We start from the raw sequence: 18,728 nt of genomic DNA on the forward strand, positions 1-18,728 counted from the left end.
AGTAAAAGTATTAAATATTTGTAAGAAAATAAATATATTTTATTCAATTATCCTGTTTACCTGCTCAAATGAATTCTTGTAGTAGGCTTCTTTTGTAGAAGATATTATAACGCCTTTTGAGGTTGAAGAATGAACAAACTTTATTTCATCTGAATTCACTTCGGTAATAAGTCCAACGTGATTAATCTGCCTGCTTTTGTTGGTTTTAAAGAAAATTAAATCTCCTTTTTTGGCATCATTTAAAGGAATTACTTTTCCAATTTTGGCTTGTTCAAAAGAGCTTCTTGGCAGTTTTATATTTTCAGATTCAAAAGTGGTGTAAACCAAACCAGAACAGTCAAAACCGCTTTTTGTCGTGCCTCCGGCTTTGTATTTTACGCCAATATTGTCTGTTGCTTTGTCGATTAAATTTTTTACAAGATATCTGTTTTCTTTTTTTGATTCGCTTTTCGATTCATTTTTGCTTACAGCAGTAGACGTTGATTTACAAGAAACCAGTACGATTGATAAAAGAAGAAAAGCGAATAATTTTTTCAAAACAGTAATATTTTAAGATTTTAAATCAGCTACGATAAGTTTTGCGGTTTTTTTACTGGCACCAATTCCGCCAAGTTTTTGTTCTAAAACATCGTAATTTTTCAACAGTTTTTCACGATAAGAAGGTTCAAGTAATTTGTTTAATTCTTCTTTAATTCGTTTTGAATTGCATTCACCTTGAATTAATTCAGTAACAACTTCCTGGTCCATAATTAAATTTACAAGCGAAATGTACTTTAAAGTGATAATTCTTTTGGCGATTTGGTATGAAATCTCGCTTCCTTTATAGCATACAACTTCCGGAACTTTAAAAAGTGCAGTTTCTAAAGTTGCAGTTCCCGATGTTACTAATGCTGCTGTTGAAGAACGCAGTAAATCATAGGTTTTATTGGAAACAAATGCAATGTTTTTGTTTTTTATAAACTGCTGATAAAATTCATAATCCTGACTTGGCGCACCTGCAATTACAAATTCATAATCCTGAAAATCATCAACAACACTCAGCATTACGCTCAGCATTTTGGTGATTTCCTGTTTACGGCTTCCCGGTAAAACGGCAATAATAGGTTTTTCGCCTAATTTATTTTCTTCTCTAAAAGCTGATTCGTTAAAAGCAGGCTGATTTTGAATCGCGTCGATTAATGGATGCCCAACGAAATCTACCGGAAAATGATGTTTATCTTCATAAAAACTTTTTTCAAAAGGAAGAATCACAAACATTCTGTCAACGTCTTGTTTTATGGCATTGATACGGTTTTCTTTCCATGCCCAGATTTGAGGAGAAATATAATAATGAGTTCTATAGTTGAGTTCTTTAGCCCATTTTGCAATGCGCATATTAAAGCCCGGGTAATCAATAAAAATGATCACATCAGGTTTAAATTCGGCAATATCTTTTTTGCAGATTTTAATATTGTTTAAAATGGTTTTTAAGTTAAAAAGCACTTCAACAAATCCCATAAAAGCCAGATCGCGATAATGTTTTACCAATGTTCCGCCGGCTTTTTGCATTAAATCACCGCCCCAAAATCTAATGTCGGCCTGAGGATCTTCCTCGTACAATGCTTTCATTAAATTTGAACCGTGTAAATCTCCAGAAGCCTCGCCGGCTATGATGTAGTATTTCATATCAACAATTTTTTATTGCAGCACAAAGATAAGATTTAAATAAATATAGTTGAAATGGCCAGAACAATCACGGCTAAAATCACGCCTCTTGCCATCATTTCTTTATTTCGGTTTAAAAGAATTAAAAATACGGCCAGATCTAAAGTGGTTCCAATTGTAATTATTTTGCCCAGATAACCCATTTTTTTTATGGTTTGAATTCCTGTCGAAATATCAAAATTTGTAAAGAATTTGATGAACAAATAACTGCCTAAAAGTGCGGTAAAAATTCCAACTAAAAAACCAATCAAAACGTCTTTTTTATCCATTTAATTTCCAGGTATTAAGTTGCTGCATAGTGTGATGTGCCGTTAAATCGAACTGAACAGGAACAACAGAAATGTATCCGTTTTCAAGAGCCCATTCGTCTGTATCCTCGCCGTTATCTTCGTTGGTAAATTTTCCTGTCAGCCAGTAATAATCTTTTCCAAACGGAGTTTGTCTTTTGTCGAACTTCTGTGCGTAGTAAGCCTTCGCCTGACGGCAGATTTTGATTCCTTTAATTTCCTTTTCTTTTAATTTTGGAAAATTGACATTTAAAACTACGCCTGGGGGAAGTTTATTCTTTAAAGTTTCTAAAACTATTGTTTTTACAAACGTCTTAGCAGGTTCAAAATCAGCATTCCAGTCAAAATCTAAAAGAGAAAAACCAATTGCCTGTATACCTTCAATTCCGGCTTCGACAGCCGCACTCATTGTTCCGGAATAAATAACATTAATAGACGAATTTGATCCGTGATTAATACCTGAAACACATAAATCAGGTTTTCTTTTTAGGATTTCATTAACTGCCAATTTTACACAATCTACCGGAGTTCCAGAGCAGCTGTATTCTGTAACTGTGTCATCATCTTTAGAAATTTTATCTAAAAATAAAGTGTTATTTATAGTTATGGCATGTCCCATTGCACTCTGAGGTTTGTCTGGAGCGACCACTACAACATCGCCAATTGTTTCCATAACGCTTATTAAAGCTCTGATTCCAGGGGCCAGAATTCCGTCGTCGTTGGTTACTAATATTAAGGGTTTTTCGTCTTTCATGATAAGATTGCTATTTTTGATTTTTCAAAATTAAAGCTTGTAAAAGCAAATGTAGTAACAGATTTTGGTAGATTACTAACAAATAAATAAAAATTGTAAACTAAATTCAGGAACACTTTTCAGCGAAAAACATTTTTATATCTTTAACAAAAAATTATACTGATCTTGGCATGTTGGCATAGTTTTTACCGTAACTTAGATTAAAAAATTTGATGAATGCTATTATTAAGTTTATGAAAAGAAATTATAAAATACTTATAGCCGTATTATGTTTGTCTTTGACCTTGTTTGCATTTAAAATGAATGCAGATAAGAATGATGATCCGGACCCAAATAGAGACAAGACACTTTTAGAATTACTGGCTTTTGTTATTGAAAAAGGACACTATAGTCCGGCCGAAATAAATGACGAATTTTCAAAAGGTATTTTTAAGGATTATATCGATGCATTAGACCCTTCAAAGAGATTCTTTCTGCAGTCGGATATTGATGAGTTCAAGCAGTATGAATTAATGCTTGATGATCAGTTTTTAAATAAAGACTTAACATTCTTTAATTTAACTTATACAAGATTAATGAAGAGAATGGAAGAGAGCAAAAAACGCTATAAAACTATTTTAGCGCAGCCTTTCAATTATACTACAGATGAGACTTTTAATGCAGATTATGAGACGATTCCGTATGCGAAAAATTTAAATGAAATTAATGAAAGATGGAGAAAACAAATTAAGTTATCTACGCTTTCTTCGCTTGTAACAAAACAAAAAATTGAAGAGGAAAAGAAGAAAAAAGATCCTTCTTACAAAGAAAAATCTTTTGAAGCTTTAGAGAAAGAAACGCGCGAAAGCTCTTTAAAATCTTTAGATGATAATTTTAGTGTTATTAAAGATCTGAATAAAGATTACTGGTTTTCAGTGTATTTAAATTCGATCATGACTCGTTTTGATCCGCATACAAGTTATTTTGCTCCCGAAGAAAAAGATCGTTTTGATGTAAATATCAGCGGTAAATTAGAAGGAATTGGTGCAAGATTAACTAAGAAAAATGATTTTACTCAAATTGATGAATTAATTTCAGGCGGACCTGCGTGGAAAGGAAAACAACTTGAGGCTGGTGATTTAATTTTAAAAGTAGCACAAGGAAACGAAGAGCCTGTGGATGTTGTTGGTATGCGTCTTGATGATGTTGTCAAAAAAATCAAAGGTCATAAAGGAACTGAGGTTAAACTTACGGTTAAAAAAGTTGACGGAAGCATCAAAGTAATTTCAATTATCAGAGATGTGGTTGAAATTGAAGAAACATATGCAAAATCAAGTATTGTTGAAAAAGACGGATTGAAATACGGAGTTATTTATCTTCCTAAATTTTATATCGATTTTGAAAATAAAGACGGACGCGACGCCGGAAAAGATATTGCTCTTGAAGTAGAAAGACTGAAAAAAGAAAACATTAACGGAATTGTTCTTGATGTTCGTGATGACGGTGGAGGATCTCTTTCTACAGTTGTTGATATTGCCGGTTTGTTTATCGAGCAAGGTCCAATTGTTCAGGTAAAATCTGCAGGAAAAAAGAAAGAAGTTTTATACGACAAAGATAAAAAAATCGAGTGGGACGGGCCATTAGTAATTATGGTAAACAGTTTCTCTGCTTCGGCTTCTGAAATTTTAGCGGCGGCAATTCAGGATTACAAACGTGGTGTTATCATTGGAAGTAAACAAACTTATGGTAAAGGAACGGTGCAAAATGTACTTGATTTGAACCAATTTGTTCGTAATGCTAACTACGGCGATTTAGGAGCGTTGAAAATTACAGGTCAAAAATTCTATAGAATCAATGGTGGTTCTACTCAATTAGAAGGTGTTCACAGTGACGTTGTAATGCCGGATCGTTATGCTTATTTAAAAATGGGTGAGCGTGATATTGACAATGCAATGCCATGGGATAAAATTGATCCAGCTGATTACAGCACTTGGACTTCTAACCAAAATTTTAGTAAAGCTATCGAGAAAAGCCGAGCTAGAATTGCTGTTAATCCTCAGTTTAAATTAATTGAAGATAATGCAAAATGGATTGATGTTAAAAATAAAGAAAACACATACAGCCTGAACATTAAGAGTTTTAAAGAAACTCAGGAACAGGTTGAAAATGAAGGTAAAAAATACAAACCAATTTCTGATTACAAAAACAACTTAGTTTTTAAATCTTTACCTTATGAAGTGCAGGAAATGAATAACGATGCTACTTTAAAAGAAAAAAGAGAAGCTTGGCACCAGGCTTTATCTAAAGATGTTTATGTAGAAGAAGCATTAAATGTATTAGATGATTTGCAATCTCCTTCTTATGTAAAAGCAGCAGTTTCTCCTAAAATGAAAAAGGAAAAATTAGTAAAATCTTAATTAGAGAAATTTAATTTGTTATTAAAACGCTTCTTAAAAATATTTTTTTGAAGCGTTTTTTTAGGTGCATAGATATTATGAAAAATATTTTAGTTTGTTTTTTAGTGGCATTTATGGCATTTTCATGTAAAAAAGAAAATGTAACGCATACAGAAGCAATTGTACAGGAGCAAAAAAACTTTGTTTCGGATCAAAGTAATACAGGTTTACTGTATTCTGTTTCTTATGAACCAACCTCAACTACAAATCAAGTTATTAAGCATAAATATTATACATTATCTTATAATGAAAAATTTGAGCAGGCAGAATGGGTTGCTTACGAATTAAAGAAAGAATATTTAAAAAACGGGAACTACAAAAGACCGTATTTTATTCAGGATCCAAAAGTAACAACAGGCTCTGCTGATTGGAGAAATTATAAAAAATCTGGTTATGACAAAGGACATCTTTGTCCGGCTGGTGATATGGAATTTAGTAAAGAGGCTTATGATGATACTTTTTACACTTCGAATATTTCGCCTCAAAAACATGATTTTAACAGCGGTATTTGGAATAGAATTGAACAAAAAACACGTTATTGGGCAGACAAATACAATGATATTTATGTAGTTACTGGCGGTGTTTTAAAAGATTCAGATAAAAAAATAGGAACAGAGAGAGTTTCTGTTCCTAAATATTTTTATAAAATTGTTCTGGCTAAGTCTGGAAAAGAGCATAAAGCAATTGCTTTTTTGGTTCCAAACGCAGACAGCGATAAGTCTATTTACGATTTTGTAGTTCCAATTGAAACGTTGGAGAAAATGACAGGAATTGACTTTTTTCCCAATTTAAAGAACTTAAAAAGCAGTAAGGATTTTTAATCGATAATTATTTTTTATTTTTAAAGTTAAATGTCATAAAACTAATAGATGCTAGAACCCAAACTCCAATGCCACCATATAAAAGAATAATTTCAAAACCGTGAGAAAGCGAGTTGTGGATAATTGTTTTAGATGAATCTAATTTGTTAAGCGCAGGAAAATCCTCATGGAGAGATGAAAAATTTCCTGCTGCAATTCTTTCTGCAATAGAATGTAATGTTGCTGTATCAATAGAGTTTGAAAAGACATTGTCTAAATAAGAGGAAATACCTTTTACTAATAAAAAGCCCATTAGTGCAATATTTACAGCCAGGGTAATTAATCTCGCACTCATGTCTATTCCGGAAGCAATACCTGCGTGGTTTGCAGAAACTGAGCCAGTTATTGTATTAGTTACAGGTGTATTAGTTAAGCCTAATCCTATTCCGGCTAGTAATGATCCGGGAAGCATTGTAATCCAGCTGGCATGTTCTGCGGCTACTCCAAATCTCATTAAAATAAATCCTAATCCTATTATATACATCCCTAATGGAACTATGATTCCTGAACGATACCGAGCTGACAGTAACTCGGCGAAAGGAGGAATAATTAAGGTAGGCAGTGTATATGCAAGAAGAGAAAGACCAACCGTAACAACATCATATCCTAAACAGCTTTGAAAATAAATAGGTAAATAAATTATAAAAGGCCAAAAGCTGAAATTCATGCCAATCGAACCAAAGATTCCACCAGAAAAATTGCGTATTTTGAATATAGAAAAGTCAAACATGGGGTAGGGGTTTGTTTTTTCTATCCATAAAAACAGAATAAAACTTATTATTGTAATAACTATAGAGCTTAGAGTTATTGGATTAGAGAAACCAAGATCTGAACCTTGTGTTATAAAATAAGTTAAACCAAAAACAGAAAGAGACAAAGTAAGGATTCCCCAAGTGTCTAATTTTTTTGGATCAGCATTTTTAGATTCTTCTACATATTTATAAACTAGAATTGCAGCTAGAAGCGCAAGAGGTACATGAATTAAAAAGACCCATTGCCATGATAATATTGCTGCAATTGCGCCGCCAATTATTGGTCCAAAACCTAATCCAATACCAAGTATGATTCCCCAGATTCCAAAAGCTTTACTGCGTTCTTTTCCTTCCTGAAATTGATGAGAGAGCGCAGCGATTTGACAAATTAACATTGCACCGCCGCTTATTCCCTGAAAAAACCGACTAACAATTAACACAGATGTATTTTGTGCGACGCCACAGATTAAAGAAGAAACTGCAAATAAAATTAAAGTAATAATTAAGATACGTTTTCGTCCATATCGATCTGCCAGAGTTCCTGTCGCCATTAACACACTAGTACAGCCTATTGTGTATGCGTTCATAATCCACTGCATGTCTTTTAGATTGGCTTTTAATATTTTTTCAAGCGTTGGAAGTATTACCGGCACACTTGAAATTTCAAGAGAAAACATTAAGGTAGCGAGGCAGATAGCAGTTAAGGCAATAGAGTTTTTACGAGTATAAAATTTTTGTTTCATTTTAAAAATATTTTTATCAAAAATAAACTGAATAAAACGTATTTGTCAGTACAAAAAAAGGATAAATAAGTACTTTTGCAGTATGAAAAAAGAAAATATACATCAGTCTTTTGAAGTTATTTACAAAAAAGTAGAGGAATGTCCGCTCGTCAATCTACATCTTAGTTTTTTTCAAATGGTTTATGTTATTTCCGGATCGGGATTTCTTCACATTAACGGAAATGCAATATCTTATCAAAAAGGAAATCTAATGATGCTTACACCAAATGATCATTATACATTTGATATTATAAATACAACAGAGTTCTTACTGGTAAAACTTAATAGTGAATATCTAAAAAGATATCAATCTAAAAGTATTGATCATATAGAATGTTTATTGTATTATGCCACTCATTTATCTGGCTGCATTTTAAAACGAAAAGAAGATGAATTTTTGGTTAAATCAATTTCAGATTCGCTAATTCACGCTATAAAAAATAAGGATATTTATGACGAAGATTTAATCACACATTATATAAATGCTCTGATTGTAATTGCCGCAAGAAATATTGCAAAAATTAAACCTGCCGGTTTAAAAGAAAATGCAGACAAAAGGATTTTGGAAATCATTAATTATATTCAGACTAATATTTTTTTTCCACAGAAATTAAAGATTTCAGTAATTGCAAATCAATTTGATTTATCAGATACGTATTTAGGTAACTATTTTAAAACTCATTGCGGAGAAACGATTCAGTCATTTATCTCAAATTATAAAATCCGATTAATTGAACATCGTTTAAAATTTAGTGATATGAGGATTAATGAAATTGTAAATGAATTTGGTTTTTCTGATGAGAGTCACTTAAATAAGTTTTTTAAAAAACACCGAAATATTTCACTAACAGGTTATAGAAAGGCTGAAATTTTTCCAGTCTAACAAAAAAGCCGAAGTTATTACTTCGGCTTAAATTTATATTCTGTTTAAAACTTAAAATGTAGTAAGGACTTTTAAATCAGCGATTGTTTCAATAGGGTTTTCGGCTTTAAAAACAAAGCTTCCTGCAACTAAAACATCTGCTCCGGCTTCTACTAACTGTTTTGCATTTTTATTGGTTACACCACCGTCTATTTCGATTAATGTCGAAGCGTTTTTGCGTGTAATTAAAGCTTTTAATTTCTTTACTTTATCGTAAGTGTTTTCTATAAAAGACTGTCCTCCAAAGCCAGGATTCACACTCATAATGCATACTAAGTCAATATCGTTTATTACATCTTCTAAAAGATCGATATTAGTATGCGGATTAATAGCAACGCCAGCTTTCATTCCTTCGGCTTTAATGGCCTGAAGCGTTCTGTGTAAATGTGTACAGGCTTCGTAATGAACCGTTAATCCATTTGCTCCTAAATCAGCAAAAGTTTTAATGTAACGATCAGGATCAATAATCATTAAGTGAACATCGATATATTTTTTTGCATGTTTTGAAATAGCTTCTAAAACCGGCATTCCAAAAGAAATGTTTGGAACAAAAACTCCATCCATAATATCAATATGAAACCAATCAGCCTGACTGTTATTTATCATTTCGACATCGCGCTGCAAGTTTGCAAAATCGGCAGCAAGTACAGAAGGAGCAATAAATGTATTTTTCATTGTAGTGTGTTGTTTTTCTTTACAAAGATAATTTTTTAACCGCAAAGAGCGCAAAGAATTACGCAAAGGCCACAGGTTTTTTTTAACCATTAAGGCATTAACTAAAGACTTAATTAGCTTTTTTTTTGAGTTAATTAAGTTTCATAAGCTTAACTTTCTTAATCTCTTAATGGTAAAAAATAAAATAAAAAACTCCGGTAATCAGCCGGAGTTTCAATCATCAATCAAAAAACGAACAGTCAATCAAACTGTTGTTTGCTTTAATATCCAATTTAAGAAAATTTACATTAAACTCCAAGTAAATAGAATTTAGAATTTTTCTTTTTGGAAATTTGGTGATTAGCCAAGATAAGTTTTAAGAATTTTACTTCTAGAAGTATGTTTTAATCTACGGATTGCTTTTTCTTTAATCTGACGAACACGCTCACGAGTTAAGTCGAAAGTTTCTCCAATTTCTTCAAGAGTCATTGGGTGCTGATCGCCAAGACCAAAATACAAACGAACAACATCTGCCTCTCTTGGAGTTAATGTTTCTAATGAACGCTCGATTTCAGTACGAAGAGATTCGTGAATTAATTCTCTGTCTGGATTTGGAGATTCTCCAGAACGTAATACGTCGTAAAGGTTAGAATCTTCACCTTCAACAAGAGGTGCATCCATTGATAAGTGACGACCAGAGTTTTTCATAGACTCTTTTACGTCATTAACCGTCATGTCAAGTTCTTTTGCAATTTCTTCAGCAGAAGGCGGACGCTCATTAGACTGCTCTAATAACGCATACATTTTGTTGATTTTATTGATAGAACCAATTTTGTTTAATGGTAAACGAACAATACGAGATTGTTCTGCCAAAGCCTGAAGAATCGATTGACGAATCCACCATACGGCATAAGAAATGAATTTAAAACCACGAGTTTCATCAAAACGTTGTGCAGCTTTGATAAGACCTAAGTTTCCTTCATTAATTAAGTCAGGAAGAGTTAATCCTTGATTTTGATATTGTTTAGCAACCGATACAACGAAACGTAGGTTGGCTTTTGTTAATTTCTCTAAAGCTCTTTGATCACCAGCCTTTATTCTTTGTGCTAATTCTACCTCTTCATCAGCGGTAATTAGGTCAACTTTTCCGATTTCTTGTAGATATTTATCTAACGATGCAGTTTCACGATTGGTTACCTGCTTGGTGATTTTAAGTTGTCTCATCTTATGTGTCTCCTCAATTTTTTAAGTGTCCAAGTAGTTATACGTACGCAGTATCAAAAAAGTTACAATTTGTATCGAAAAAATTTTGCTTTTTTTGAAAAAATAAAAAAACCTGTCTGGTTATAGACAGGTTTTGAGTGTTTTATGATTTTTTAATTCTAAAAAAAATTAATTCGTATTTGTATTTTGAACTTCTATTTTTTCTTTAATAGAAACTGGAATACCGTTTTTTGTAAATCCTTCAAGTCTTATTTCAAAAGTTCCAGATAGGTCAGAAGTATAAAATGAAGTTTCAGAATCCTGATTTAGCTGCACATCTGGATTCCATAATAATTGATTTCTAAAATCTGGAATTCTTTCATTATCGGCAGCATTTTCATATTTAACTTTGTTGTAAATCTTTTTTGGCTGCGGTCTTAAAACAGTTGGTTTTGCAATAAAAGAACCTGTCTGTGTGCTTTTAAAATCTTTATCAAAAGTTGTAAAACTAATTAAACCGTTAAATGATTTTGAACCAACGTAATATCTTCCTACAATAAGCTCTATTTTATAAACATTTTTCATGTTATAAGTCAGCAGGTCATTTTGGTTTTCTAAATATAATCCATCGACTAAAACAAGTGCAGATTCTGGAAGTTGAGGAAAAATACTAGGATCGTTTACATGAAGATATGTTTTGTCATCTTTTTGTTTAGAGTAAACTTCAACAACAACTTCAGTTATAGTTTCTTTTAAAGTTTTAAATCGGGTATAATCATCTAAAATATATTCTTTTGCAATAGGATAATAGAAAGATTCTGATGTTGGAGCTTTCTCAATATTATCTACTTTTTTATGATAATAAGCGTTTTCAACCTGACTTGAAATAGATCTTTCTAAAAGGCTTTCTTTAAAGGTATAAGATAACTTAGAATCTTTTTCGAAAGATATTTTAGAATAATCAATTTCTGGTCCGTTGTTTACTGCAACATCATAATTATTTGCCTTTTCATCAATAATCTGGATAACAATATTCGATGTAAAAAATGTTTTGCTTACGTTAAAAATAAAGTTTCCGTCGCGGTCTGTTTTTACTACTTCAAATGCAAATGATTTTCCCGGAATAGATAATCCTACTGAAATATTTTCAATTTTATCACTATTATTTTTTGCAGAGATTTTCCCCGAAATAATTTCACCTCTAACTTCTGGCAGAATAATTTTTTGATCTTGCTTTTGTAAATCTAATACAACAGGATAAGAAGTATTTGAAGAAAATTTTACTGCAGAAATATGATTTTGAGTTGGAATATTGTCTAGTTTTCTAACAGAAAGAGAATAAGTTCCGTCTACAAAATTATTATTTGATGACTGAATTTTTAAGTCTACCAATTCGCGATTTGAAAACATTTTTTTGTTTAGTTTAAGCGAAACATTCTCATTGGTTAAAACTTCATCAGCGTTATTTGAACCATTTGCTAAAATGTTTGCAGCAACCGTTTTTTCGTCAACTTTGTAAGGATTGACAATATTAATGTTTAGTTGAAATAATTCTGTACTAGCCTTGTTTAGCATCCAATTAGTATAACCAATTAGTTTATAGCTTCCCGTTTTTAAAGTTGTCGGGATAAAATAATCTCCTTGACCGCTTGCGTTTTGTAAAGAAATTTTTGTTTTAAAAACAGATTTTTTAGTATCATCAACTAATTCTACATAAGCAACTTTACTAATATTACTTGGTGTTTTGTCTGATTTTAAGCAATAGACTTTATACAATAATGTTTCACCAGAAATAAGTGTAGTCGCATTTGGATGAATAAAAATAGTTTCATCTACAGTGATAGTTTGTTGTGCGCTGCTTAATTGTGTATTAATTAATACAAACAATAAAATTAAGTGGTTTATTCTGTCCAAAATGAAGGTTTTATGTTAGATGAAAATGATGTACAATCTCCGCATACTGCGTCTACTAATTTATAATTTATGCCGCTGTTTCCTATATAAGTCATGAGTTCTCCACTAATGTTATAGATCATGGTTTCTCCTTCACAGTCTTCTCCTCCAAAACAAAACTTAAAAGGAATGTCGTCGCAGGTATTAAAGTAGGGTGCAGGTTTGCCTGGGAAAAAATCAGTGTAATTAAAAAATATTCTTGTCTCTGAAAAAGAAGCTACATCAAAAAAGCCAATGACTTTAGTGCCAGAATCATTAATACATCTAATGTTTCCTGAAATTAAACCTGGTTGTTTTGGAGATAAAACACTGGAAGAACTGGCAATATCTTTCAAGGTTTTATGAAATGTATATGCTTCAAAATTTTCCACATATTGCTTTACTAATATGCTGTATCTATGACCAATGATAAAGTTGTTTTCTTCAATAAATCTTACAGGCATGTTTACGCGATCTTCTGTCAGTTCGTTGGTATTCATCAAAATAATGTCTGTTGATTTTTTTGTTGAATAACAAATTCTTGTATTAGGATCATTATTAATTAAATCAACAGATTGTGGACCAGTGGCAATAATTTTTAATGATGACCATCTTGGTGCAACAATTTTATAGCTTTCTTCATATTCATAACGATAATATTTTGAAGTTCCTGTTGCATCGTAAGAGTTAACATTTATTTGAATACCAGTTTCATTGTCTTTATTTGTTGCAAGTGCCGGCGTAATGCTTTGAATTGGATTAACTGTTGTTAAAGTTTGAGGTGTAGATTGGTAAATTTTTCCATCTCTTGTTGTTATTTCCAATGTGTAATTTGTGCCGGATACAGCTTCAAATTCAGATTGTGAGACATAAATACCATTGTTTTCTTCAAATATGTATTCATGATTTTGATCGTCTTTGACAATAACTTTGGCACCTTTTTCTACCTGTACACCTTCATCTTCAAATTTTGAAGTTTTAGTGATTTTTATTTCCTGTTTTTTAAGCTCATTTGTTAATGTGGCTTCTACAACTATTATCTCCTCATAAGTGTTAGTTAAAAGAGGATATGTTTCTGTACATCCGCTAAACAGGATGGTAAGAAGTGATAGAAGAATGGTGTTTTTTATTGTATATAATTTCATTGCTTGAATATATTCTGTATTAATCTAAATTTGATTTTTATTAAGAAATCATTGTTTTTTTTAATTGTCTACCCAAAAAGGAGGTTTTATGTTAGAGGCAATTGTAGTGCAATCTCCACAGGGAGCATCAACCCAATACGTAAAGCCGCCACTGCTTCCGGTACCTGAATAATAGGCAATTTTCCCTCGGGATAGATCTTCTGCATAATGTCCCCAATTTGTACAAGGAACAGGAACGAACTCTTCTACACTTGAGTAGCAAAATTCGTTGCAGTCTACAACATAAGGAGGCGGGAATTTACCAGGGAATAAATCCTCATAGTTAAAATAAATTCGTTCTGTCGATACAGAACAAACATCAAAATACCCTGCTATTTTACTGTTGCTGTTAACAGATTTTAGGTTGCCTAATAAAAAGCCCGGCTGTGTAGGAGAAACAATAGTACCTCCAGATGCTGCTGTTTTTTTTAATGTATTGTAATAATCATATGCCGCCTTACTTTCTATGTATTGTTTAACCAAAATACTGTATCTGTTTGTGATAATGTAATCTTTACTGTTAATAAACCGAATTAAATAATCTATTCGGTCTTCTTTTAAGTTGTTTGTGGATTCTAGCAATATTTCTACATTTTTTTTAAAACCATAGCAGGTTTTGGTGTCGGGTGAATTTGGTACAAAATCCGGAGCTTGCGTAGCTGAATTCCATTCAATTTTTATTGGTCTCCATTTTGGGGCAACAACTTTATAGGTTTCTTCATATTCAAATCTGTAATAGTTTGATGTACTGCCGGAATCAAAGCTTTTTACACGAATGGCAACGCCATTTACGCCGTCTTTTTCTGTAACGGAGGCTGCTACACTTTGTATAGGAGTTACAGTGGTAAGTGCTTCTGGCGAAGATTCAAAAGAGCCGCCATTTTGGGTTTTAATGTGTAATTGATATTTGGTATTAGGAACTGCCTGAAATTCTACATCTGAGACATATTTATCAGAATCTTGACTAAAATTATATTGATTACCCGCATCATCTGTAATAAAAACTTCTGCTCCGTTTTCAGTAAGATAACTTTCATCTTCAAACTTTGCAGATTTAGTAAGCATTATTTCGTGTCTTTTGAGTTCGTTTGTTAAATTCGCTTCAACCACCAGTACTTCTTCATATCTGTTAGTTATTAACGGATATGCTTCTGTACACCTGCTAAATAAGGTTACAAGAATTGATAAAAGTATTATATTTTTTATAAAATGAAATTTCATTGCCGGAACATATTCTTTTTTAATATGATTATGATTTTTATTAAGAAATCATCATTTTTAATTATCCACCCAAAATATAGGTTTTATATTAGATGCAATTTTTGTACAGTCTCCACATGGTGCGTCAACCCAATATGTTTCAACGGTATTGATGCCATCTCCTGAAAAGTAGGTTATTTTTCCCAGAGGTTCATCTTGTCCATAATAGCAGCAGTGTGTGCAGGGAACAGGATTATTAGGTTCTTCTGCATAACAAAATTGTGTACAGTCGGTATAATACGGAGGAGGAAATTTACCAGGGAAAAGATCCTCATAATTAAAATACATTCGTTCAGTCGATACAGAGCAAACATCAAAATATCCTGCTATTTTACTGTCACTATTAATTGATTTTAAATTACCCAATAAAAGACCAGGTTGAGTAGGAGAAACAATCGTACCTCCAGATGCTGCTGTTTTATTTAATGTATTATAATAATTATATGCGCCCAGACTTTCTACGTATTGTTTAACCAAAATGCTGTATCTATGTGTAATGATGTAATCCTGATCGCTAATAAATCGAATTAAATAATCTACACGGTCTTCTTTTAACTTGTTTGTGTTTAACAGCATTAACTCTACACTTTTTTTAGAACCATAACAGGTTTTGGTGTCAGATGAATTTGGTGAGAAAGCGGGAGCACCATTGTTCCACTGAAGTTTTATTGGCAGCCATTTTGGTGCAATAACTTTGTAGGTTTCCTCAAATTCAAATCTATAATAAGTTGATGTACTTGTAGGGTCAAAACTGTTTACACGAATACCAACACCATTTACATCATCTTTTTGTTCAATAGCAGCCACTACACTTTGCATAGGTGTTATTGTAGTAAGGGTTTCAGGCGATGATGCAAAAGATCTGCCGTCTTTGGTATTAATGTGTAATTGATATTTAGTGTTTGGAACTGCCTGAAATTCTACAGTCGAAACATATTTATCTGAATCTTCACTAAAATTAAATTGATTTCCTGTATCATCTGTAATAAAAACTTCTGCACCGCTTTCAGTAAGATAACTTTCGTCTTCAAACCTTGCAGACTTAGTGAGTTTTATTTCCTGTTTTTTAAGTTCGTTGGTTAGATTAGCTTCAACTATTAATACATCTTCATACCTGTTGGTTACTAACGGATATGTCTCAGTACATCCGTTAAGTAAGAGGGCAGGTATAATTAAAATTACAATATTGTAATATTTATAATTTTTCATTAAAACTTAAAATTATAAGTAATACTTGGTACAGGAATTGAGAAAATAGATGTTTTGTATCCTTTTACTTTTCCATTTTGATCTGTTACAAAATAGATAGAGTATGGATTATTTCTTCCTAAAACATTATAAATTGAAATGTTCCAGAAACTGTGCGCTAACTTTTTAATTTTATGATTTCCTTCAATATTAATTCCAATATCTAAACGAATGTAATCTGGAATTCTATAGGCATTTCTATCACTATATAACGTATATTCCGAATTTCCATATTGAAAAGTACCAATAGGATACGTAATAGGTCTTCCGGTTTGATACATGAAATTGGTTGATAAACTGTAACGTCTTGTAAATTTATAATTTAAAATCGCACTTAAATCATGAGGCTTGTCAAAATTTGCCGGGAAAAAGCTTCCATTGTTTACTTTTTCAGAGCTGAACTGACTGTCAAGTTTAATAAACGTACGAGAATGAGTATAACCAATCCAGCCGTTTAATCTTCCGGTGTTTTTCTTTAATAATAACTCAACACCATACGCTTTTCCTTCACCCTGCAATAATTCAGTTTCAACATTTTGGTTTAATAAAAGTTGTGCTCCAACTTTATAATCTAAAATGTTTTTCGATTTTTTGTAATATCCTTCAAGACTTACTTCGTATTCTTCGTCTTGTAAAGTTTTAAAAAGACCTAAAGAAACCTGCTGCGCTGTTTGAGGTTTTACATTTGAATCAGATAATTTCCATGTATCGGTAGGAGACTGCGTTACATTGCTTGACAATAAGTGAATGTATTGGCGGGTCATATCATAACCGGCTTTAACAGAGAAATCTTCGGTAATAAAATAACGTGCCGCTAAACGAGGCTCTATACCGCCATAGGTTTTTATAACTTCATTTTTGTCATAATGCGTTGTTCCTGTTATGGTTTCGTTGCTTAATGGTAATCCGGGCTGATATGAATTTACATTACCTTCTCCTAAAGAAGCATAGAAAGAATATCTTAAACCTAAATCAAGCAATAATTTGTCGTTAAATTTATAACTGTCGGCTAGATATACGGCAGATTCAAGTGCTCTTTCTTTTTCAATATCTGTTGCAATTAATGTTGCTTCAGGTTTTGTAGGGTGCTGATAGCCAGGAGAAATATTGTATAGTTTGCTCGCTAAACCATAAGATAAACTATGTTTTGGCGTTAATTGATAATTGAACTTTAACTGTAATTGTGATTCGTTTACTTTGTATCCAAAATCAAATGAATTTACATCATCAGAATCATAATCAATATTAAACTTATATTCACTATTTGTGAAGATTAAAGCAGCTTTGCTTTTTTTGTTAAAAGTATGATCCCATTTTAATGATGCAAGTCTGTTGCTGTATTTATAGATAGAATCTGAACTTAGACTAAAACGGTCATGACTGTAGTAAGCTGTTGCTTCTATATTATTATTTGCATTAATTGCATTGTTATATTTAAGAATTCCATCATAAAAACCTGCCTGGCTGTTTTTTAAATTTTCGTCGTCAAGAGATTTTAAAATCCAGTCTGAATACGTTGCGCGTCCTCCAAAAATAATACTTGATTTATTTTTTTGAATTGGCGTACTTAACGTAAGATTTGAAGTTATAGGGCCAATGGCGCCTTCTCCAGAAAATTTCTCAGGATTTCCGTTTTTTGTAGCAATGTCAAATACAGAAGATAATCTTCCTCCAAAATCTGCCGGAATACTTCCTTTATAAATATCTGCTTTTTTTGCTGTATATGGATTAATGGCCGAAAAGAAACCTAAAAAGTGCTGTGGGTTATATAAAACAGCATTGTCTAAAAGAATAAGGTTTTGATCGTCTTTTCCTCCTCGAACATTAAATCCAGCAGATCCTTCTCCGGTTGTTTTAATACCAGGAAAAGTGGTAGCAACTTTTAAAATGTCTCTTTCACCAAGTATTAACGGAACGTTTTTAATTCCTTCAATATCAATTGAAACTAAACCAGAAATAGCTGTTTCGGTTGTTTTTTGACCTTTCTTTTTAATTACAACTTCGTCTAACTGGTTAGATCTTTCGTTAACATTAATATCAAATGTTCCGTCATCATAAACCATTAAAGTTCTTACAACTTCTTTATGGCTCAAAGATTTTACTTCGATCACATTTATTCCTCTCGGGAGCTGTAACGTGTAGTTTCCATCAGGATCACTAGATGTGCTGATGTTTTTGTTTCTTACTTTAATATAGATATTTGCTTCTGCTTTTCCCGTTTCTTCATTTTTAACAGAACCAGAAACAGTGTAATTTTTCTTTATGTTGTCTTTATTTTCTTTTCCTATAAAAACAATTGAAGCTTTTTTAGTAACGCTGTAACTGTTTAAAGAATCATATTGCTGGTAAAACACAGGATTATCTGTATGATCATTTCCTTTGTTTTGATTCGTTTCAACTGGGGCATCTGTAAAATAATTCGATGGCAGAGTATCGTGAATAGTGCTGTTAAGAGTTAAAATTACCTTGTTTTTCAGAACAATATAATTTAAATCTGTTTTGCTTAAAACTGAGTTAAGGATATCATCAATTTTCGAATCTGTATAAGTGCCGGAGATCAAATCTTTATTTGATTTTACCCAGGTAGGATCAAAATAAAATTTCAAAGATGTTGCTGTTTCAATGCGTTTTAAGGCATTTTCTAAAGTTTCGTCTTTAAATGTAATAGATAATTTCTCATTAGAATTCTGAGCAATAGACAATTGAAATGAGAGTAAAATAATAATGGAAAGTAAAATTTTTTTCATTTGT

Annotated in this window: 15 protein-coding genes; 3 read left to right on the forward strand and 12 right to left on the reverse strand. The window is 32.1% G+C overall.

Translation table 11 applies throughout. The annotated features are described in order from the left end of the window. Nucleotides 1–39 precede the first annotated feature (39 nt). From ABD859_RS07535 to surE, 4 genes are read right to left on the reverse strand one after another with little or no spacing between them, the layout of a single operon-like run. Entirely contained in the window at nt 40–537 is a 498-nt protein-coding gene (locus ABD859_RS07535) for a C40 family peptidase (RefSeq protein WP_345142373.1), read from the reverse strand. Nucleotides 538–549: 12 nt separating this feature from the next. Next, nucleotides 550–1,665: a lipid-A-disaccharide synthase gene (lpxB, locus tag ABD859_RS07540; protein ID WP_345142375.1), complete on the reverse strand. Its 1,116-nt coding sequence runs from the start codon at nt 1,663–1,665 to the stop codon at nt 550–552. Between the two features lie 35 nt (nt 1,666–1,700). Next, nucleotides 1,701–1,973 (reverse strand): hypothetical protein, encoded by a 273-nt coding sequence (locus ABD859_RS07545; protein ID WP_345142378.1) that lies wholly within the window; start codon nt 1,971–1,973, stop codon nt 1,701–1,703. Further along, entirely contained in the window at nt 1,966–2,745 is a 780-nt protein-coding gene (surE, locus tag ABD859_RS07550; protein ID WP_345142381.1) for a 5'/3'-nucleotidase SurE, read from the reverse strand. Before surE ends, ABD859_RS07545 begins: the two co-directional genes overlap by 8 nt. 212 nt (nt 2,746–2,957) lie before the next feature. Here surE and ABD859_RS07555 point away from each other — a divergent pair, with 212 nt between their 5' ends. Both ABD859_RS07555 and ABD859_RS07560 read left to right on the forward strand, forming a co-directional pair. Beyond that, nucleotides 2,958–5,141 (forward strand): carboxy terminal-processing peptidase, encoded by a 2,184-nt coding sequence (locus ABD859_RS07555; protein ID WP_345142384.1) that lies wholly within the window; start codon nt 2,958–2,960, stop codon nt 5,139–5,141. 77 nt (nt 5,142–5,218) lie between these two features. After that, entirely contained in the window at nt 5,219–6,001 is a 783-nt protein-coding gene (locus ABD859_RS07560) for a DNA/RNA non-specific endonuclease (RefSeq protein ID WP_345142387.1), read from the forward strand. 7 nt (nt 6,002–6,008) lie between these two features. On the opposite strand, the gene ABD859_RS07565 is transcribed toward ABD859_RS07560, so the two are convergent. Next, entirely contained in the window at nt 6,009–7,535 is a 1,527-nt protein-coding gene (locus ABD859_RS07565; RefSeq protein ID WP_345142390.1) for an MFS transporter, read from the reverse strand. A gap of 82 nt (nt 7,536–7,617) precedes the next feature. Between ABD859_RS07565 and ABD859_RS07570 the strand changes: the two genes are divergently transcribed. Continuing rightward, the gene (locus tag ABD859_RS07570; RefSeq protein WP_345142393.1) at nt 7,618–8,457 is read left to right on the forward strand and encodes a helix-turn-helix domain-containing protein; all 840 of its coding nucleotides are present in this window, start codon (nt 7,618–7,620) and stop codon (nt 8,455–8,457) included. A gap of 51 nt (nt 8,458–8,508) precedes the next feature. On the opposite strand, the gene rpe is transcribed toward ABD859_RS07570, so the two are convergent. From rpe to ABD859_RS07605, 7 genes are all read right to left on the reverse strand, one after another. Next, complete coding sequence (gene rpe, locus ABD859_RS07575) at nt 8,509–9,171, reverse strand: ribulose-phosphate 3-epimerase (RefSeq protein ID WP_345142396.1); 663 nt, start codon at nt 9,169–9,171, stop codon at nt 8,509–8,511. Between the two features lie 339 nt (nt 9,172–9,510). Next, nucleotides 9,511–10,374, reverse strand: a complete 864-nt coding sequence (locus ABD859_RS07580; RefSeq protein WP_007804760.1) for a sigma-70 family RNA polymerase sigma factor — start codon at nt 10,372–10,374, stop codon at nt 9,511–9,513. A 168-nt stretch (nt 10,375–10,542) separates the two neighbouring features. After that, nucleotides 10,543–12,267 carry a hypothetical protein gene (locus ABD859_RS07585; RefSeq protein WP_345142399.1) on the reverse strand — a complete coding sequence of 575 codons (1,725 nt, stop codon included), beginning with the start codon at nt 12,265–12,267 and terminating at the stop codon, nt 10,543–10,545. Then, entirely contained in the window at nt 12,255–13,430 is a 1,176-nt protein-coding gene (locus tag ABD859_RS07590; RefSeq protein WP_345142402.1) for a DUF4249 domain-containing protein, read from the reverse strand. Before ABD859_RS07590 ends, ABD859_RS07585 begins: the two co-directional genes overlap by 13 nt. A gap of 60 nt (nt 13,431–13,490) precedes the next feature. Beyond that, on the reverse strand, nt 13,491–14,690 hold the full coding sequence (locus ABD859_RS07595) for a DUF4249 domain-containing protein (RefSeq protein ID WP_345142404.1): 1,200 nt from the start codon (nt 14,688–14,690) through the stop codon (nt 13,491–13,493). A 57-nt stretch (nt 14,691–14,747) separates the two neighbouring features. Next, complete coding sequence (locus ABD859_RS07600; protein WP_345142407.1) at nt 14,748–15,938, reverse strand: DUF4249 domain-containing protein; 1,191 nt, start codon at nt 15,936–15,938, stop codon at nt 14,748–14,750. Then, on the reverse strand, nt 15,938–18,724 hold the full coding sequence (locus tag ABD859_RS07605; RefSeq protein ID WP_345142410.1) for a TonB-dependent receptor: 2,787 nt from the start codon (nt 18,722–18,724) through the stop codon (nt 15,938–15,940). The genes ABD859_RS07600 and ABD859_RS07605 overlap by 1 nt, the downstream gene beginning before the upstream one ends. Nucleotides 18,725–18,728: the final 4 nt, after the last annotated feature.

The sequence above is a fragment of the Flavobacterium ginsengiterrae genome (genome assembly GCF_039539785.1).
GTDB classification, from domain to species: Bacteria; Bacteroidota; Bacteroidia; order Flavobacteriales; family Flavobacteriaceae; genus Flavobacterium; species Flavobacterium ginsengiterrae.